This window comes from Streptomyces sp. NPDC026417 (genome assembly GCF_055567695.1).
The window spans coordinates 76,669-93,374 of record NZ_JBVHPY010000027.1; the positions used below are offsets into that span (position 1 = coordinate 76,669).

Annotated in this window: 15 protein-coding genes; 14 read left to right on the plus strand and 1 reads right to left on the minus strand. The window is 72.7% G+C overall.

The annotated features are described in order from the left end of the window. Positions 1 to 5: 5 nt before the first annotated feature. On the plus strand, positions 6 to 494 hold the full coding sequence (locus tag ACZ4NT_RS32770; RefSeq protein WP_121409458.1) for a flavin reductase family protein: 489 nt from the start codon (positions 6 to 8) through the stop codon (positions 492 to 494). Here the strand turns inward: ACZ4NT_RS32770 and ACZ4NT_RS32775 are convergent. Continuing rightward, positions 484 to 1,155 (minus strand): TetR/AcrR family transcriptional regulator, encoded by a 672-nt coding sequence (locus ACZ4NT_RS32775; RefSeq protein WP_121408896.1) that lies wholly within the window; start codon positions 1,153 to 1,155, stop codon positions 484 to 486. The two genes, ACZ4NT_RS32770 and ACZ4NT_RS32775, sit on opposite strands and share 11 nt — an antisense overlap. Before the next feature lie 79 nt (positions 1,156 to 1,234). Between ACZ4NT_RS32775 and ACZ4NT_RS32780 the strand changes: the two genes are divergently transcribed. The 13 genes from ACZ4NT_RS32780 to ACZ4NT_RS32840 all read left to right on the plus strand — a co-directional run. Further along, positions 1,235 to 2,683 (plus strand): DHA2 family efflux MFS transporter permease subunit, encoded by a 1,449-nt coding sequence (locus tag ACZ4NT_RS32780; RefSeq protein WP_467728661.1) that lies wholly within the window; start codon positions 1,235 to 1,237, stop codon positions 2,681 to 2,683. Positions 2,684 to 2,778: 95 nt separating this feature from the next. Then, positions 2,779 to 3,825, plus strand: a complete 1,047-nt coding sequence (locus ACZ4NT_RS32785) for an LLM class flavin-dependent oxidoreductase (RefSeq protein ID WP_121408897.1) — start codon at positions 2,779 to 2,781, stop codon at positions 3,823 to 3,825. 57 nt (positions 3,826 to 3,882) lie between these two features. After that, positions 3,883 to 5,517: an ABC transporter substrate-binding protein gene (locus tag ACZ4NT_RS32790; protein WP_467728664.1), complete on the plus strand. Its 1,635-nt coding sequence runs from the start codon at positions 3,883 to 3,885 to the stop codon at positions 5,515 to 5,517. Then, the gene (locus ACZ4NT_RS32795; protein WP_467728666.1) at positions 5,517 to 6,476 is read left to right on the plus strand and encodes an ABC transporter permease; all 960 of its coding nucleotides are present in this window, start codon (positions 5,517 to 5,519) and stop codon (positions 6,474 to 6,476) included. Before ACZ4NT_RS32790 ends, ACZ4NT_RS32795 begins: the two co-directional genes overlap by 1 nt. Further along, positions 6,473 to 7,333 carry an ABC transporter permease gene (locus ACZ4NT_RS32800; RefSeq protein ID WP_121408900.1) on the plus strand — a complete coding sequence of 287 codons (861 nt, stop codon included), beginning with the start codon at positions 6,473 to 6,475 and terminating at the stop codon, positions 7,331 to 7,333. Before ACZ4NT_RS32795 ends, ACZ4NT_RS32800 begins: the two co-directional genes overlap by 4 nt. Beyond that, positions 7,330 to 8,949 carry a dipeptide ABC transporter ATP-binding protein gene (locus ACZ4NT_RS32805; RefSeq protein WP_467728669.1) on the plus strand — a complete coding sequence of 540 codons (1,620 nt, stop codon included), beginning with the start codon at positions 7,330 to 7,332 and terminating at the stop codon, positions 8,947 to 8,949. Before ACZ4NT_RS32800 ends, ACZ4NT_RS32805 begins: the two co-directional genes overlap by 4 nt. Before the next feature lie 114 nt (positions 8,950 to 9,063). Beyond that, on the plus strand, positions 9,064 to 10,242 hold the full coding sequence (locus tag ACZ4NT_RS32810) for an acyltransferase family protein (RefSeq protein ID WP_121408902.1): 1,179 nt from the start codon (positions 9,064 to 9,066) through the stop codon (positions 10,240 to 10,242). Continuing rightward, positions 10,239 to 11,462, plus strand: coding sequence for a cytochrome P450 (locus tag ACZ4NT_RS32815; protein WP_121408903.1), 1,224 nt, complete (start codon positions 10,239 to 10,241; stop codon positions 11,460 to 11,462). The genes ACZ4NT_RS32810 and ACZ4NT_RS32815 overlap by 4 nt, the downstream gene beginning before the upstream one ends. Positions 11,463 to 11,500: 38 nt before the next feature. Next, positions 11,501 to 11,704: a ferredoxin gene (locus ACZ4NT_RS32820; protein WP_121408904.1), complete on the plus strand. Its 204-nt coding sequence runs from the start codon at positions 11,501 to 11,503 to the stop codon at positions 11,702 to 11,704. A 1-nt stretch (position 11,705) separates the two neighbouring features. Further along, positions 11,706 to 12,590: an alpha/beta hydrolase gene (locus ACZ4NT_RS32825; RefSeq protein ID WP_467728672.1), complete on the plus strand. Its 885-nt coding sequence runs from the start codon at positions 11,706 to 11,708 to the stop codon at positions 12,588 to 12,590. After that, on the plus strand, positions 12,587 to 13,660 hold the full coding sequence (locus ACZ4NT_RS32830) for an LLM class flavin-dependent oxidoreductase (RefSeq protein WP_467728674.1): 1,074 nt from the start codon (positions 12,587 to 12,589) through the stop codon (positions 13,658 to 13,660). Before ACZ4NT_RS32825 ends, ACZ4NT_RS32830 begins: the two co-directional genes overlap by 4 nt. Further along, the gene (locus ACZ4NT_RS32835) at positions 13,636 to 14,400 is read left to right on the plus strand and encodes an SDR family oxidoreductase (protein ID WP_467728676.1); all 765 of its coding nucleotides are present in this window, start codon (positions 13,636 to 13,638) and stop codon (positions 14,398 to 14,400) included. Before ACZ4NT_RS32830 ends, ACZ4NT_RS32835 begins: the two co-directional genes overlap by 25 nt. A 413-nt stretch (positions 14,401 to 14,813) precedes the next feature. Further along, a partial coding sequence (locus ACZ4NT_RS32840; RefSeq protein WP_467728678.1) for a type I polyketide synthase occupies positions 14,814 to 16,706 on the plus strand: 1,893 nt, incomplete at its 3' end.

Here is a 16,706-nt window from a genome sequence, read left to right on the forward strand (position 1 = left end):
GCGAGATGCTGCTGGAGGGCGGCTCCCGATGTCTGCGCAACGTGCTCGGCCGGTTCGCGACCGGGGTGGTCGCGGTCGCCGCGGCCGATCCGGCCGACGGTACGCGCGCGGGACTCGTGGCGAACTCGTTCTGCTCGGTGTCGCTCGAACCGGCCCTCGTGTCCTTCTGCGTGGCGCACACCAGCAGCAGCTGGCCGCGCATCAGGGGGGCCGGACTCCTCGGGATCAGCATCCTGGGCGCCGGTCAGAAGGAGGCGGCCATGCGGCTCTCCGCATCGGGCACGGACAAGTTCAGCGGGCTGCCGTGGACAGGTTCGCCCGGCGGGACCCCCGTCCTGGAGGGTTCACTGGCCTGGCTGGAGTGCTCGGTGGAGGCGGAGCACGCCGCCGGGGACCACACCATCGTGCTCACGCGGGTGCGCGCCCTGGACGCGACCGCGGACGGGGAGCCGCTGCTGTTCTACCGTGGCTCCTTCGGCGGTTTCAGCCGCTGAGGTGCTCCTCGCCCGCGCCGAAGGCCCGCAGAAACGTCTCCACGCCGGCCGAGACGACCTCGGCGACCTCCTCGGGGTCGAGCGGACGGGTGCCCAGGGCGCTCATGCCCGGGAGCTCGTCGTAGATGAGCGCGATGAACTGGTTGGCGGCCCGCACCGGGTCCTCGATCCGCAGGTGTCCGGCGTTGGACAGGCGGGCCAGCCGGCCGGCGAGGGCCTCGGTGAACTGGTCGGGCCCACTGGCCCGGACGGCGTCGAACAGGTCGGGGAAGCGCACGGCCTCCGCGTACAACAGCCGGCGCACCGCCTCGGAGCGCTCGTCGCAGTAGCAGTCGACCAGCTTGTGCGCGATGTCCTGGAGGCCGGGCCGCAGCCCCTCGGGATCGGTGGGGAAGTCCTGCAGGACGTGCAGGGTCTTGGCGTTGGATCCGGCGGCCGTCTCGGTCATGACGTACCGGAAGAGGTTCTCCTTCGAGCCGAGGTGGTTGTAGATCGTCGGCTTCGAGACACCCGCCTCCACGGCGATCAGATCGAGGCTCGCCTGCGTGTAGCCCACGCGCGCGAAGACGCGCAGTGCCGCGTCGACGATCGCCCTGCGCTTGTCCATGCGACCCCGCTCGGCGGGGATTGCTGCGGCCTTTTCGCTCTCGCCAACGTTCATGCGGCCATGCTACCGTGCCAGCCACAGAATTTAACTACCCAGTTCAATTTACAGAGTGAGTCGGTTAAAGGGAGTTGCTGTGTCTGTAACGAAGGCGGACGAGACCGGGCCCGCCCGGCTCGATGCCGCACTGCTCACCGTGGTGGGCGTGATGGTGCTCGGCGGGATGATGTCCTACCTGGACGCGACCATCGTCAACGTCGGGATCAGCACGCTCGGCGGCGAGTTCCACGCGACCCTCTCCACCATCGAGTGGGTCACCACCGGCTATCTGCTGGCCGTTGCACTGGCCATCCCGGTGGCCGGCTGGGCCACGGTCCGCTTCGGCGCCAAGAAGATGTGGCTGCTCGGCCTGACCGTGTTCCTCGCGGGCTCGGCCCTGTGCGCCGTCGCCTGGAACGCGGAGAGCCTGATCGCCTTCCGGGTCCTGCAGGGACTGGGCGGCGGCATGGTCGACCCGATCATGATGACCGTCGTCGCGACCGCCGCGGGCCCCGAGCGGATGGGCCGGGTGATGGGCCTGATCTCCGTACCGATCACCCTGGGTCCCGTCGTCGGCCCCATCGTGGGCGGCCTGCTCCTGGAGAACCTCTCGTGGGAGTGGATGTTCCTGGTGAACATCCCGTTCGCACTCGCCGCGATCATCCTCGCCGTCCGGGTACTCCCCGCCGACCCGCCGCGCGGCACCGAGCCGGTGCCGCTGGACGTGCTCGGCGTCGCCCTGCTGTGCCCCGGATTCGCCGCGCTCGTCTACGCCCTGTCCCAGGCGGGCGCACACGGCTTCGGCAGCACCACCGTCATCACCGGGATCGTCCTCGGGCTCGCCCTGTTCACCGCCTACACCGTGCACGCGCTGCGCACGGCCAGGACCCCGCTGCTCGACGTGCGGCTGTTCTCCAGCAAGGGGTTCTCGGCCAGCGTCGCCACGATGTTCCTCCTCGGCGGCGGACTGTTCTCGCTGCTGTTCCTGCTGCCGCTGTACTACCAGCAGGTGCACGACCACAGCGTCCTGGAGTCCGGGCTGCTGCTCGCCCCGCTCGGATTCGGCACCCTGATCGGCATGCCCGTCGCCGGGAATCTCGCCGACCGGATCGGCGCGAAGCGGCTCGTACCGCTCGGCGCCCTGCTCATCGGGGCCGGAGCGCTGGTGTTCACCCAGTCCGACGCGGGCAGCTCCCAGATCGCGCTGACGCTCGCGCAGCTCGCCGCGGGCTTCGGCATGGGCCTGGTCGGCGCGCCCACGATGGGCTCGGTGTACCGAACCGTGCCCGGCGAAGCCGTCGCCGGCGCGACCGGCGCGGTGTTCATCCTGAACCAGATCGGAGCGTCCCTGGGCATCGCCGTGGTCGCGCTGCTCCTGCAGGGTGGCGGCGCGCACACCACGCCCACGGCCGACACCTTCGGCAATGCCTTCTGGTGGCCGGTCGCCGCCGCGGTCGTCGTCTTCGTCGCGGGCCTGCTGCTGCCGGGCAGGCCGCAGCCCGCACCCGCGGCCGCGCCGGCCGAACCCGTGGCGGACCACGCCTGACAGCCGCCTTCCCATGCCGCTGCGCCCGCCGGTCGATCCCCCGCGCCGGCGGGCGCAGCCCGGGCCACCGCCCGTGAGCACCTAGGAGTCCACCGATGAGCCAGCCCGCATCCACGCTCGCCCTGTCCGTCCTCGACGTCGTCCCCGTCTTCGAGGAGGACTCCGCGACCCACGCGCTGCGCCGCACCGTCGCCCTGGCACCGCAGGTCGAGGCCCTCGGCTACCGGCGGTACTGGGTCGCCGAGCACCACAACACCCCGAGCCTCGCCACCTCCGCGCCCGGCATCCTCATCGGCCGGCTCGCCGCCGCCACCACGACCCTGCGCGTCGGCTCCGGCGGAGTCCTCCTGCCCAACCACGCGCCCCTGGTGGTCGCCGAGCAGTTCGGCACCCTGGAGGCGCTGCACCCGGGCCGCATCGACCTGGGGCTCGGCCGGGCCCCCGGCACCGACCCGCTGACCGCCCGCGCCCTGCGTCGGGCACCCGATCGCGGCGGTGACGACTTCGCCCACCAACTGGTCGAACTCGACGGCTACTTCGCTCCCGGCGACCCGGCCTCCGGCATCATCGCCGTACCTGCCGCGGACGGGCGGCCCGACCTGTGGGCACTCGGGTCCAGCCCCTCCAGCGCCCAGCTCGCCGGCGCCCTGGGCCTGCCGTACGCGTACGCGCACCAGATCAACCCCTACGCCACCCTGCCCTCGCTCGACGCCTACCGCACCGCGTTCCGGCCCTCCCCGTACCTGGACCGGCCCAGGACGCTCATCGCCGTACTGGCGACCGTGGCGGACAGCGACCAGGACGCCCGGCGGGTCGCCGCACCGTATCTGCTCGGCAAGATACGGATGCGTCAGGTGCCCCGCTTCGACGCCTTCCCCTCGGCCGCGACCGCGGCACGCCACACGTTCACGTCCGCCGAGCGGACCTTCCTCGACGACCTCGCCGAACCGCAGCTGATCGGCGGCCCTGACACCGTGCGCCAGAAGCTGGACGCGCTCGTCGCGGCGACCGGCAGCGACGAGGTGATGGCTCTGACCGTCGTCCCCGACCCGGAGGAGCGGCTGCACTCCTTCCGGCTCCTGGCGCAGGCGGCTGCCGCGGTGCGGCCCGGCTCCAACGAAAGCGTTTCAGCCCCGCTTTAGCCCCGATGGCGACAGTTCCCTCGGCACTCGCACCCCTTCGCGCCATACGGAGCCTCCATGCATCCACGCCGGACCGTCCGCACAGCAGCCCTGCTCCTCCCCCTCGCGCTCGCCGTCGCCGGCTGCAGCAACAGCGACGGTGACACGGGTACCGCCGGGGCGGCGGCTCCCCGGTCCGGCGGTTCGCTCACCTATGCCGCGGACCAGGAACCCGACTGCTGGGACCCGCACGCCAGCGCGCAGGACATCACCTCCTTCGTCCAGCGTCCCGTCTTCGACTCGCTCGTCTACCAGACACCGGACGGCGACCTGAAGCCGTGGCTCGCCACGAAATGGACGATCGGCGACGACGGCCGCACCTACACCTTCGCCCTGCGCGAGAACGTCACGTTCCACGACGGCACCCGCCTCGACGCCGCCGCCGTGAAGGCCAACTTCGACCACATCACCGCCAAGGGCACCCAGTCCCAGTACGCCGCAGGACTGCTCGGCCCCTACCGCTCCACCACGGTCAAGGACAAGTACACCGTGCAGGTCCGGTTCAGCCGCCCCTACGCGCCCTTCCTCCAGGCCGCCAGCACCACCAACCTCGGCATCGCCTCCCCCGCCTCGCTGGACGACGGCAACGACAAACTGTGCGCGGGCACCGACTCCGTGGGCTCCGGGCCGTTCAAGGCGCAGACGTACGCCCGCGGGCAGCAGCGCGTCTACACCCGCAACGCCGCCTACAAGTGGGCGCCGCAGGGCGCCGGGCACTCCGGCCCGGCCCGGCTGGACCAGGTCACCGTCCGGTTCGTCCCCGAGGCCGCCACCCGCGTCGGCACGCTCACCTCGGGCCAGGTCGACGCGGCGGGCGCGCTGCCCGCCAACCAGTACGGCGCCGTCAAGCGCAACACCCGCGTGCAGGTCGTCACCAAGGCCACCCCCGGCGCCGTCGACAGCTTCTACCTCAACACCGAGAGCCCGCTCTTCTCCGACGTGCGCGTCCGCCGCGCCTTCCAACGCGCCATCGACCTCGACACCTTGGTGAAGTCGGTCTTCCTGGGCACCGGAACCCGGGCCTGGAGCACGCTCGCGCCCACCACACCGCACAGCTACGACGCCTCCCTGGAGAAGTCCTGGCCCGTGGACCGCAAGCTCGCCGGGCGCCTGCTCGACGAGGCGGGCTGGACCGGCCGCGACGCCCAGGGCTACCGCACCAGGAACGGCAAGCGGCTCACCGTGCGTGCACCCGTCTACGGGCAGCCGAGCGTGTTCGCGCAGGCGGTGCAGGGTGACCTGAAGAAGTCCGGCATCCGGCTGGTCCTGGACGCCTCGACCGACGCCACCGAGGTCTCCGACCGCCTCGACAAGGGAAAGTACGACGTGGTCGAGACCGGCTGGGCACGCGCCGACGGCGACATCCTCAGCCAGTTCTTCCTCTCCACCGAGACCTCGGTCGGCGGCGGCCACAACTTCGCGCACGTCGCCGACCCCCGGGTCGACGGCTGGCTGCACGCCGCACAGAGCGCGCAGAAGCCGGCCGAACGCGCCGAGAACTACGCCAAGGTGCAGCAGTGGACGCTCCGCCAGGCCGTCGTCGTCCCCGCCTACGTGGAGAACTCCGTCGTCGGCCACAGCAAGAAGGTGCACGGCCTGCGGCTGTCGATCTCCGCGTGGCCGGAGTTCTACGGCGCGTGGGTGGAGCAGTGATGACACGGCCCCCCGTCCTGCTGCGTTACGCGGCCACCCGGCTCGGCTCCGCGCTCCTGGTCGTCTGGGCGGCGGCCACCTGCGCCTTCGTCGTCCTCCAACTGGTGCCGGGCGACCCGGTGAAGGCCGTCGTCGGCTCCCACGCGCTCGTCGGCGCCGAGCAGCGCGAGGCGATCCGCCACCAATACGGTCTCGACCGGCCGCTGCTGGTGCAGTACGCAAGTCACCTGGGGCATCTGGCCCAGGGCCGGCTGGGAGAGTCGTACCAGCTGCAGCAACCGGTCGGCGACGTCCTGGCCGACCAACTGGGGCCGACGGCCGAGCTCGCCCTGTGGTCGACGATCACGGCCGTGCTGCTCGCCGTCGCGGTCACCCTGCTCACCACCGGGCGAGCCCGCTGGCCCCGCCGGCTGTCCTCGGTCGTGGAGCTGGTCGTCGTCTCCACGCCCGCCTTCTGGCTCGGCATCGTACTGCTGACGGTCTTCTCGTTCCGGCTGGGCTGGCTGCCGGTCACCGACACCGGCGACGCACGCGCCCTGGTGCTGCCGGTACTGACCCTGGCCCTGCCGATCGCCGCCGTGCTCGCCCCGGTCCTGCGGGAAGGGCTGCTCGGCGCCCTCGGCCAGCCCTTCACGCTGTCCGCCCGGGCCCGCGGCCTCGCCGAGCACCAGGTCCGCTCCCGGCACGCACTGCGCCACGCCACGCTGCCCGCGCTCACCCTGGCCGGCTGGTTCACCGGCACCCTGCTCGGCGGCGCCGTCGTCGTCGAGAACGTCTTCGCCCGGCCCGGCATCGGCCGCATCACCCTGCAGGCCGTGTCCGACCGGGATCTGCCGGTCATCCAGGGCGTAGTGGCCCTCTCGGCGGTCGTGTTCGTCGTGGCGGCCGCGCTCGTCGACCTGGCGTACGCCGTGGTCGACCCGCGGCTGCGCAGGGAGACGGGGGTGAGCGCGGCATGACCTCACTCCCCCGCCCGGCACGGCCCGCGCCGCGCCGCCGTCCCACCCGGCGCGGCGCCGCCGCGGTCGCCGCCGCCGCGCTCGTCCTGGGCCTCATCCTGCTCGCGGCCGCCCTGCCCGCGCTCCTCGCACCCGACGACCCCGCCGCGACCGACCCCGCCCGTGCCCTGCTGCCACCGGACGGCCACCACTGGTTCGGCACCGACCAGCTGGGCCGCGACGTGTTCGCCCGCGTCATCCACGGCACCCGCTACTCCCTGGCGATCGGCGCCGCCGCCACCGGCGTCGGCATGGGCCTGGCCCTCGTATGGGGTCTGGGCGCCGCGCTCCTGGGCCGGTTCGGGGACGCCGCCCTGATGCGGGCCGCCGACGCCCTGCTCGCGCTGCCCGGACTGCTGCTCGCCCTCCTCGTCGTCCTGATCACGGGCAAGGGAGTGCTGGGCACCACCCTGGCCGTCGCCGTGGGCACCGCACCCGGCTTCGCCCGGGTGGTCCGCGCCCAGGCCCTCGTCGTACGCCGATCCGGCTATGTCGAGGCGGCGGTCGGCCTCGGCGTCCCGCGCCCGCTCGTCGTCGTACGGCACATCGTGCCCAACACCGTCGGGCCCCTGCTGGTCCTCGCCACGGTCACCCTCGGCGCCTCCATCTCGACCGGCGCCGCGCTCAGTTACCTCGGACTCGGTGCCCAGCCACCCACACCCGAATGGGGAGCCATGCTCACCGAAGGCCAGGGCTACCTCGAACAGGCCTGGTGGATCGCCCTGTTCCCCGGCCTGCTGCTCGTCGGCACCGTCCTCGCCGTCACCGTTCTGGGACGCCACGCACAGGCCCGCTCGGAAGGGCGGCTCGTCACATGACGCCCGTACCGCTGTTCGACGTCGACGGTCTCGACGTGCGCTTCGGGTCGGGCCCGGATGCCGTGCACGCCGTGCGCGACGTCTCGCTCAGCCTCGAGGCGGGGAGCTGCCTCGCCGTCGTCGGCGAGTCCGGCTCGGGCAAGAGCGCCCTCGCCCGGGCCCTCCTCGGCCTCGCCGGACCGACCGCGCACGTCACCGCGCGACGCATGCGCCTGGACGGCCGCGACGCCCTGGCCTTCGGCCCTCGCGACTGGCTCTCTGTACGCGGCCGCCGCGTCGGCCTCGTCGCCCAGGACGCCCTGGTCGCGCTCGACCCGCTGCGTCCCGTCGGCCGGGAGATCGCCGAGCCGCTGCTGATCCACCGCCTCGCCACGCGCCGCGAGGCACCCGGCCGGGTCGTGGACCTCCTCGAACGCGTCGGTGTCCCCGAACCCGCTGCCCGCGCCCGCAGCTACGTCCATCAGCTGTCCGGCGGACTGCGCCAGCGCGCGCTGATCGCCTCGGCACTCGCCGCCGGACCCGGCGCCCTCATCGCCGACGAACCGACCACCGCGCTCGACGCCTCCGTGCAGGCGCGGATCCTGGAACTGCTCCGCGGCCTCAAGCAGGACGGCACGGGACTGCTCCTCATCAGCCATGACCTCGCCGTCGTCGAGGCGCTCGCCGACGACATAGCGGTCATGCACGCGGGCGAGATCGTCGAGCACGGCCTCGCGGCCCAAGTCCTCGACTCGCCCCGACACCCCTACACCAAGGAGCTGCTCGCGGCGGTCCCCGGCCGCGGCCGACCGCACCGGCGCCCGGAGCCCCCACCGCGGACCGGCCGCCCGCTGCTCGAAGTGAGCGGCGTAGTCAAGCAGTTCAAGGCAGCCCGGGGCGCACGCCGCACCGCCGTGGACGACGTCTCCCTCACCCTGCACCCGGGCGAGACGCTCGGGATCGTCGGCGAGTCCGGATCGGGCAAGTCCACCCTCGCCCGCATCGTCCTCGGACTGCTCCCGCCCGACGCCGGACGGGTGCGGCTGGCCGGCGAGCCCTGGACCGGACTGCGCGAGCGCGCCCGGCGTCCGCGCCGCGGCACCCTGCAACTCGTCCCGCAGGACCCGCTCAGCGCCTTCGACCCCCGCTGGACCGTGGCCCGCATCGTCGGCGAGGCCCTCGCCACCGCCGGCACCCCCCGCCAGGAACGGCGTGCCGAGACACTGCGCCTGCTGAACCAGGTCGGACTCGGCGAGGGTCACCTGGAGCGCCGGCCCCTCGCCCTCTCCGGCGGGCAGCGCCAGCGCGTCGCCATCGCCCGCGCCCTGGCACCGCGCCCGAGCCTGCTCGTCTGCGACGAACCGGTCTCCGCGCTCGACGTGTCCGTCCAGGCCCAGGTGCTGCGACTGCTGCGCTCCCTGCAGCAGGAGCTCGGCCTGGCCACCTTGTTCATCTCCCACGACCTCGCCGTGGTCCGGGAGATCAGCGAGCGCGTCCTCGTCATGAAGGACGGCCGCGTCGTGGAGAGCGGTCTCGTCGACGAGGTCTTCAGCGGACCCCGACACGCGTATACACAGGCTTTGTTGGCCGCCGTGCCCCGTCCCCGTCGCGGCGACCACGTCGCGGAGCCCACGTGAGCCCGCGCCCCGGCCCCTTTCCCGCACCCCGGCGAAAGGACAGCTTTAGATCCGGCCAATCGACGACTGCCAGCCTCGGCATGCCTGTTCCCTCCCACCCAGGAGCGACCGACCATGCCGCAATCCCCACCGCCGGGCACCGCTGCCCGGAAACTGCCGTCCCTGACGGGACTTCGCTTCATCGCCGCCTTCCTCGTCTTCGCCTTCCACGTCACGTTCCTGCCGTCACGGTTCATCGGCGGCGGCATCGGAGACACCCTCGGCGACATCCTGGCCAAGGCCGGCTTCTACGGTGTGTGCTTCTTCTTCGTCCTCAGCGGCTTCGTCCTGACCTGGTCGGAACGGCCCGCCGACACCGCTCCGCGCCTGTGGCGCCGCCGCCTGGTGAAGATCTACCCCAACCACCTGGTCACCTTCGTGCTGGCCGCGGTCCTCATGACCATCGCCGCCGAACGGATCACCACCAAGCAGGCCCTGGCGAACCTCTTCCTCGTCCAGACCTGGTTCCCCGACATGCCCACCACCAACTCGATGAACGCGGTGAGCTGGTCCCTGGCCTGCGAGGCCTTCTTCTACCTGGCGTTCCCGCTCCTGCTGCTCCTGGTGAAGGCCGTACCCGCCCGCCTGCTGTGGGCTGCTGTCGCCCTCGTCGCCGCCCTGACCGTCGCCGCGCCGCTGGTCGCCCAGCACACGATCGGCGGCGCGAAACTCCCGGGCATCGCCGATGGCGCGTACTCCTTCGAGCAGATCTGGTTCGTGTACTTCTTCCCTCCGGTACGGGCCCTGGAATTCGTTCTCGGCATGCTGCTCGCCCGGATCGTGCGCGCCGGGCTGTGGCCGCGCATCGCACTGGCCCCGGCGATCGGCATCGCGGTGGCCGGCTACGCCGTGACCTCCTACGTCCCGTACCTGTTCTCCGTGGCCGGTTCCGCCGCGCTGTGGCTGGGCCCGCTGGTCGCCGCGGCGGCGCTCGCCGACGTGAACGGGCGACGCTCGCCGCTGCGCGGACGGATCCTGGTTCGGCTCGGCGAGATCTCGTTCGCGTTCTACATGGTCCACGGCCTGGTCGTCGTCTACGGCCACAAGTGGCTGGTGCAGGGCGAGAGCTGGTCACCCGCGGCCGGCTTCGGTCTTGCCGTGGCGGCGTTCGCGCTCTCCCTCATCCTCGCCCACGCACTGTTCAGCTGGGTGGAGGCGCCGCTCGTCCGCCGCTTCTCCGCGCGCCGACCGCAAGTGCCGGCGGCCCCCGCCCCGGTCCCGGCCGCGCCCAAAGTCCTGGAGGTCAAGGAATGACCGAGACGACCGAGGCCGCGCCCGCGGCGGCCGCCGAGGTGCCCGCCTACCCGCTGCCCCGAGGCTGCCCCTACCACCCGCCCGCCGGGTACGAGCGGTACACCGAGGACGGGCCCGTGTCCCGGGTGCGGCTCTACAACGGCCGTCAGGTGTGGGCGGTCAGCGGTCACGCCGAGGCGCGGCAGGTGCTGCTCGACGCGGCCACCTTCTCCTCGGACCGGGTCCACCCGCACTTCCCGGCGCTCGCGCCCCGGTTCGAGTCGGCGCGCAAGGTCCGCAACTTCATCGGGATGGACCCGCCGGAGCACACGGTGCAGCGGCGGATGATGCTGTCCAGTTTCACGGTGAAGAAGGTCGCGCTGCTGCGGCCCGGGATCCAGCGGGTCGTCGACGACCTCCTGGACCGGATCGAGGAGCGGGGTCCGGTGGCGGACCTGGTGCCGGACTTCGCGCTGCCGGTGCCGTCCATCGTCATCTGCGAACTCCTCGGTGTGCCCTATGCCGACCACGCGTTCTTCGAGCACCAGTCGCGCCGGGTCGTGACCGGTTCCACCAGCCTGGAGGAGAGCGCGGCGGCCTTCGGTGAACTCAGCCGCTATCTGGACGAGTTGATCGGGTACAAGCAGGCACATCCGGGGGACGGCCTCCTGGACACGCTGATCGCCGAGCAGGTCGGCACCGGCGCGCTGTCCCGCCGTGAGCTGGTGGACATCGCGCTGCTGCTGCTCGTCGCGGGCCACGAGACCACCGCGAGTGCCATAGCCCTCGGTGTACTCACCCTGCTGGAGAATCCCGACCAGCTCGCCGCGGTCCGCTCCGACGCGAAGCTGCTGCCGACGGCCGTCGAGGAGTTGCTGCGGTTCATGGCGATCGCCGACGGCGTGGCCCGGTTCGCGACGACGGACACGGAACTGGCGGGGCACCGCATCCGCGCGGGGGACGGTGTCGTGGTGGTCATCTCCACGGCCAACCGGGACGAGCTGGCCTTCGCCGGCTCGGACACGTTCGATGTGGCACGCGGCGCCCGGCACCACATCTCGTTCGGCCACGGAGTGCACCAGTGCATCGGCCAGAACCTGGCCCGTGCCGAGATGGAGATCGCGCTCAGCACCCTGTTCCGCCGGCTGCCCGGTCTGCGGCTCGCCGTGCCGTCGGACCGGCTGCCCGTGAAGGAGCCGGGCGGCGTGCAAGGCGTCTGGGAACTGCCCGTCACATGGTGACCACCCGGGACGGGTGGTCGGGAAAGGAAGTGCGTCGCATGCGCATCACGGCGGATCCGGACCGGTGCCTGGGCGCGGGGCAGTGTGTGCTGTCCGCACCCGACCGGTTCGACCAGTCGGAGGAGGGGACCGTGCTCGTGCTCGACGCGCGGGTGGACGGCGAGGCGGACGAGGCCCGACTGCGCGAGACGGTGCAGCTGTGCCCCGCGCAGGCGATCGCGCTCGCCCCGAAGGAGGACTGAGATGCCGGTGACCGGACGACTGGTCGACGTGCTCGCCGAACACCGCTCACCCCCGCTGGAGTTGCACCGGCTACCGGCCGTTCCGGGCGTGCGGGTACGCGAGGAGCGGGTGCCCGGGCCGCCAGGTGCCCCCGACGTACGGGTACGGATCTACCGTCCGGACGACACCGCTGCGGCCCTGCCCGCGGTGCTGTGGATCCACGGCGGCGGATTCGTCCTCGGCGGGATCGACTCCGTGCACGGCAGCGCGGCCCAGGCCGCGGTGCACGCCTCGGCCGTCGTGGTCGCCGTCGGCTACCGGCTGGCCCCGGAAGCCCGCTATCCGGCTGCCCTCGACGACTGCTACGCCGTCCTGGAGTGGCTGGCGGCGAGCACCGGGCAGCTGGGCGTCGATCCGGGCCGGCTCGCGGTGGCCGGGGCCAGTTCCGGCGGGGCCCTCGCCGCCGGCACCGCGCTGCTGGCACGGGACCGGGGCGGGCCGCCTCTGGTCTTCCAGCATCTGAGCACGCCGGTCCTCGACGACCGGCTGGACAGCGGTTCCATGACGGCGTTCACCGACACGCCGATCTGGAGCCGGCGCCTGGCCGAGGAGAGCTGGCAGCTCTATCTCGGCGACCTCGTCGGCAGCGCCCCCGAGTACGCGGCACCGGCCCGGTTCCGGGATCTGTCCGGTCTGCCGGCCGCGTACATCTCCACGGCACACTTCGACCCGCTGCGCGACGAGGGCATCGAGTACGGCCTGCGCCTGGCGCGAGCCGGTGTGTCCGTGGAGCTGCACAACTTCCCCGGCCAGTACCACGCGTTCGGGCAGCTCGACGATCCGCGTGAGCAGCGCCGGATCGCCCTCGAGCACCTGGAGTCGCTGCGGCGGGGACTGCACCGGTGAGCGACAGCGTGCCCATCGGGCGGGCACCGGCCGGCCTGCGGGTGGGACTCGGGTTCCTCAACCTCGCCCCGTCGCCGGAACGCGCGGACGCCGAGGCCCTGTTCACCGAGTTGCTGGAGGACGCGGCATGGGCGGACGGCGCCGGCTTCGACGGCCTGTGGGTCACCGAGCACCACTTCTCGACGTACAGCCTGACCTCCTCCCCGCTGCTGTTGCTGGCACAGGTGGCCGCACTGGCGCCGCGTCTGCGGGTGGGCACGTCCGTGCTGGTGCTGCCGCTGTGGGATCCGGTACGGCTCGCCTGTGACGTGTCGACCCTGGACGTGCTGTCGGGCGGGCGGCTCGACGTGGGCATCGGCCGCGGCTACCAGCCGCACGAGTTCCGGGTGTTCGGCCGTGAGCCCGAGGACAGCCGGGCGCGCTACGAGGAGACGGCGCTGGTCCTGCGGAAGCTGCTGAGCGAGCGCGATACCTCGTTCGAGGGTGCCTTCCACCGGCTCGACGCTCCGGCGACGGTGCTGCCCCGGGTGGCGCAGCGTCCCCACCCGCCGATCTGGGCGGCCGCGCTCAGCCCCGACTCGGTCGCGTTCGCGGTCCGCGAGGGTTTCCACTTCATGGTGAACGCCGCGATGCCCGAGCCCGCCGTGCTCGACCACTGTCGCGCGGTGCGCCGCTCCCTCGCGTCCGCGGAGGTGCCTGCGGCCGGGCGGGAGATCGCGGTCAACCGCTTCGTCCACGTGGGTACCGACCCGGCGACCCGGCGGCTGGCCGTTCGCGAGGTGGCCCGGCAGCTCGCCACCTCGCGCGCGCTGGCCGAGGGAGGCGTGCCACTCGGCGGCGCGGCGCCCTATCCACGGACGCAGGACGTGTCCACGGAGGAACTCGCGGCGGCGGAGGACCTGCTGGTGGCCGGCTCGGCCGAGGAGGTGACGGAGCGGCTCGCGCGGCTGACCGAAGCCGGGGTCACCTACGTCATCGCCGGTTTCCGTTTCGGCCGCTTCCCCTCGGAGGCCGCACGCGAGTCCATGCAGGCGTTCACCGAGGGATGCCTGCCGTGGATCTCGGGCTGAAGGGCAAGACGGCGGTGGTGACCGGGGCGAGCCGCGGCATCGGCCTGGACATCGTGCGCACCCTGCTCGCCGAGGGGGTACGGGTGGTGGCCGCGTCCCGTACGTCCTCGCCCGCGCTGGACGCCCTGGACGTACGGCACGTCGCTGGGGACCTGACGGTCCAAGGCGCCGCCGAGCAGTTGGTCGCCGAGGCCGCCGACGCGTTCGGCGGCCTCGACCTGCTGGTCAACAACGTGGGCGGCGGTGGCACGTTCGGGGTCGGTTTCGCGGGCATCGGCGACGCGGACTGGGACGCGACGTTCGCGCTGAACCTGTTCACCGCGGTCCGCACCATCCGAAGTGCCCTGCCGCTGCTGCTCGACCGGCGCGGCAGCATCGTGTCGATCTCGTCGGTCGCCGCCCGAGTCCCGCAGGCGGCGACCGACTACGGCGCCGCCAAGGCCGCGCTGAACAACGTCTCCAAGGCACTGGCCGGGCAGGTCGCGGACCGGGGCGTACGGGTCAACACCATCACGGCCGGGGTGACGCGCACTCCCGCCTTCGAAGCGGCCGTCGACGACATGACGGCGGGTGGCCCCGACGCGGTGCCGGAGCTGCTGGAGCGCCTCGGAGTGTCGACCGGCCGGCTCATCGAACCACCCGAGATCGCCGCACTCGTGGCCTTCCTGGCATCGGATCTGGCGGCGAGCGTCACCGGGGCGGACTTCGTCGTCGACGGCAACATGATCAGGACGGTCTGAGAGGCGACGCTCGTGTCCGGGTGGCCGCCTGAACGTCCGGCCGCGTGGCCGCTGGACTTCCGTGCCCCGGCCTTCCGGGTCTTCCGCCGCGCGCTCATGGGCCCGCGACGACGTCGCAGCGCCGCCCGGCGGTCGTCCGGCGCCGGGTCCCCGGCCTGCGCAAACCCCCGGCCGCGGCACCACTTCGAAGCCGCTTGCGGCGCCCCTCCGACGCCGCTCGCCGCACCCCTAGGAAGCCGCTTGCCACGTTCCTGTGAACGGGCTGCGAAGCCCCTCCGCAGCCGCGGCACGGCTTTAGCTCGCCGAAAGCCCTCCGTAAGGCGGCACGCCGACGCTGGCCGGGCGTGATCCCGCAGCCAAGAACACGGTACGGACCGACGTGCCGTCGTCGACGAGGGAGCCGGTAGCCCACGATGCCCACAGATCCCATCGCCCAGTCGATCCCCGAAGCCGTTCCCTCGGCGCCCGCACCGGGCGTCCCGATCGCCGTCGTCGGCGCGGCCTGCCGACTGCCCGGTGCGCCGGACCTGGCCTCCTTCTGGGACCTGCTCGACCGGGGTGCGGGCTCGGTCGGCGAGGCACCCGAGGACCGGGATCTCGGGGACGCGCCACGGTTCGGCGCGTTCCTCGACGGTGTCGACAGGTTCGACGCGGCGTTCTTCGGCATCGGTCCGCGGGAGGCTGCGGCGACGGATCCGCAGCAGCGGCTGCTCCTGGAAGTGGGCTGGGAGGCCCTGGAGAACGCACGGATCGTCCCGGCGGACCTGGCGGGCACCCGTACCGCCGTGTTCGCCGCCGCCATCTGGGACGACTATGCCGCGCTGCACCACCGGCAGGGTGCCGCCGCGGTCGGCCGGCACACGATCACCGGCCTGAACCGGGGCATCCTCGCCAACCGGCTCTCGTACGTGCTGGGCCTGACCGGGCCGAGTCTCACCGTGGACTCGGCCCAGTCGTCGTCGCTCGTCGCGGTGCACCTCGCCTGCGAGAGCCTGCGCCGCGGCGAGTCCGACGTGGCGATCGTCGGCGGGGTCAACCTGGTCCTGGGCCCGGCGAGCGCGGCCGCGAGCGCCACGTTCGGCGCACTGTCGCCGGACGGCTCGCTCCGCACCTTCGACGAGGAGGCCAACGGCTACGTCCGCGGCGAGGGCGGCGTCGCCGTCGTCCTCAAGCCGCTGGACCAGGCCCTGGCCGACGGTGACCCGGTGCTGTGCACCCTGCTGGGCAGCGCCGTGAACAACGACGGCGCGTCCGCCGGTCTGACCGTCCCGGACGGCGCGGCCCAGGAGGCGGTGATCCGCGAGGCCCACGCCCGGGCGGGCACGACGCCCGCGGCGGTGCAGTACGTCGAACTGCACGGCACGGGCACGCCGGTCGGCGATCCGATCGAAGCCGCCGCACTGGGCGCCGCTCTGGGCACCGGGCGCGCGGAGGCCGGGGCACCGCCTCTGCTCGTCGGCTCGGTCAAGACGAATGTGGGGCATCTGGAAGGCGCCGCCGGCCTGGTGGGCCTGCTCAAGACCGCTCTGTCCGTTCGTCACCGTCGACTGCCGGCGAGCCTCAACTTCCGTACGCCGCCCGCCTCCATCCCGCTGCACGATCTGGGCCTGGACGTCGTGCGCGAGGGGCGAGCGTGGCCCCGGCAGGACCAGCCGCTGATCGCGGGCGTGAGCTCCTTCGGCATGGGCGGCACCAACTGCCATGTGGTGGTGGGTGCTTCAGTGCCGGACCGGGCTCCTGCGGCCGCGGACGCGGACCCTGTCCCCAGCCCTTCCTCCGGCCCGCTGCCCTGGCTCGTCTCCGGTCGCGGGGATGCCGCGGTACGCGGGCAGGCGGCCCTGCTGCGTGACCACGTACGGGCCGTGGGGCCCACGGGAGAGCGACCGCTCGACACGGCATACGCCCTGGCCTCGACCCGTACGCATTTCGAGGACCGCGCGGTGGTCCTGGCCGCCGACCACGAAACGGCCGCGGTGGCCCTCTCGGCACTGGCCGAGGGTCAGGCCCATCCGGCGGTGGTACGGGGGCAGGTCGGGGCCTCGGTGGGTGGTACGGCGTTCGTGTACTCGGGGCAGGGCAGCCAGCGCCCCGGCATGGGACGCGAACTCTACGACCAGTACCAGGAGTTCGCGGACGCCTTCGACGAGGTGTGCGCCGCCCTCGACCCCCACCTCGACCGGCCACTGAAAGACCTCATCTTCAGCGACGACCAAGCCATCCACGAAACCCGCTACGCCCAACCCGCACTCTTCGCCATCCAAACAGCCCTCACCCGCCTCCTCGCCCACTGGAACATCACCCCCCAC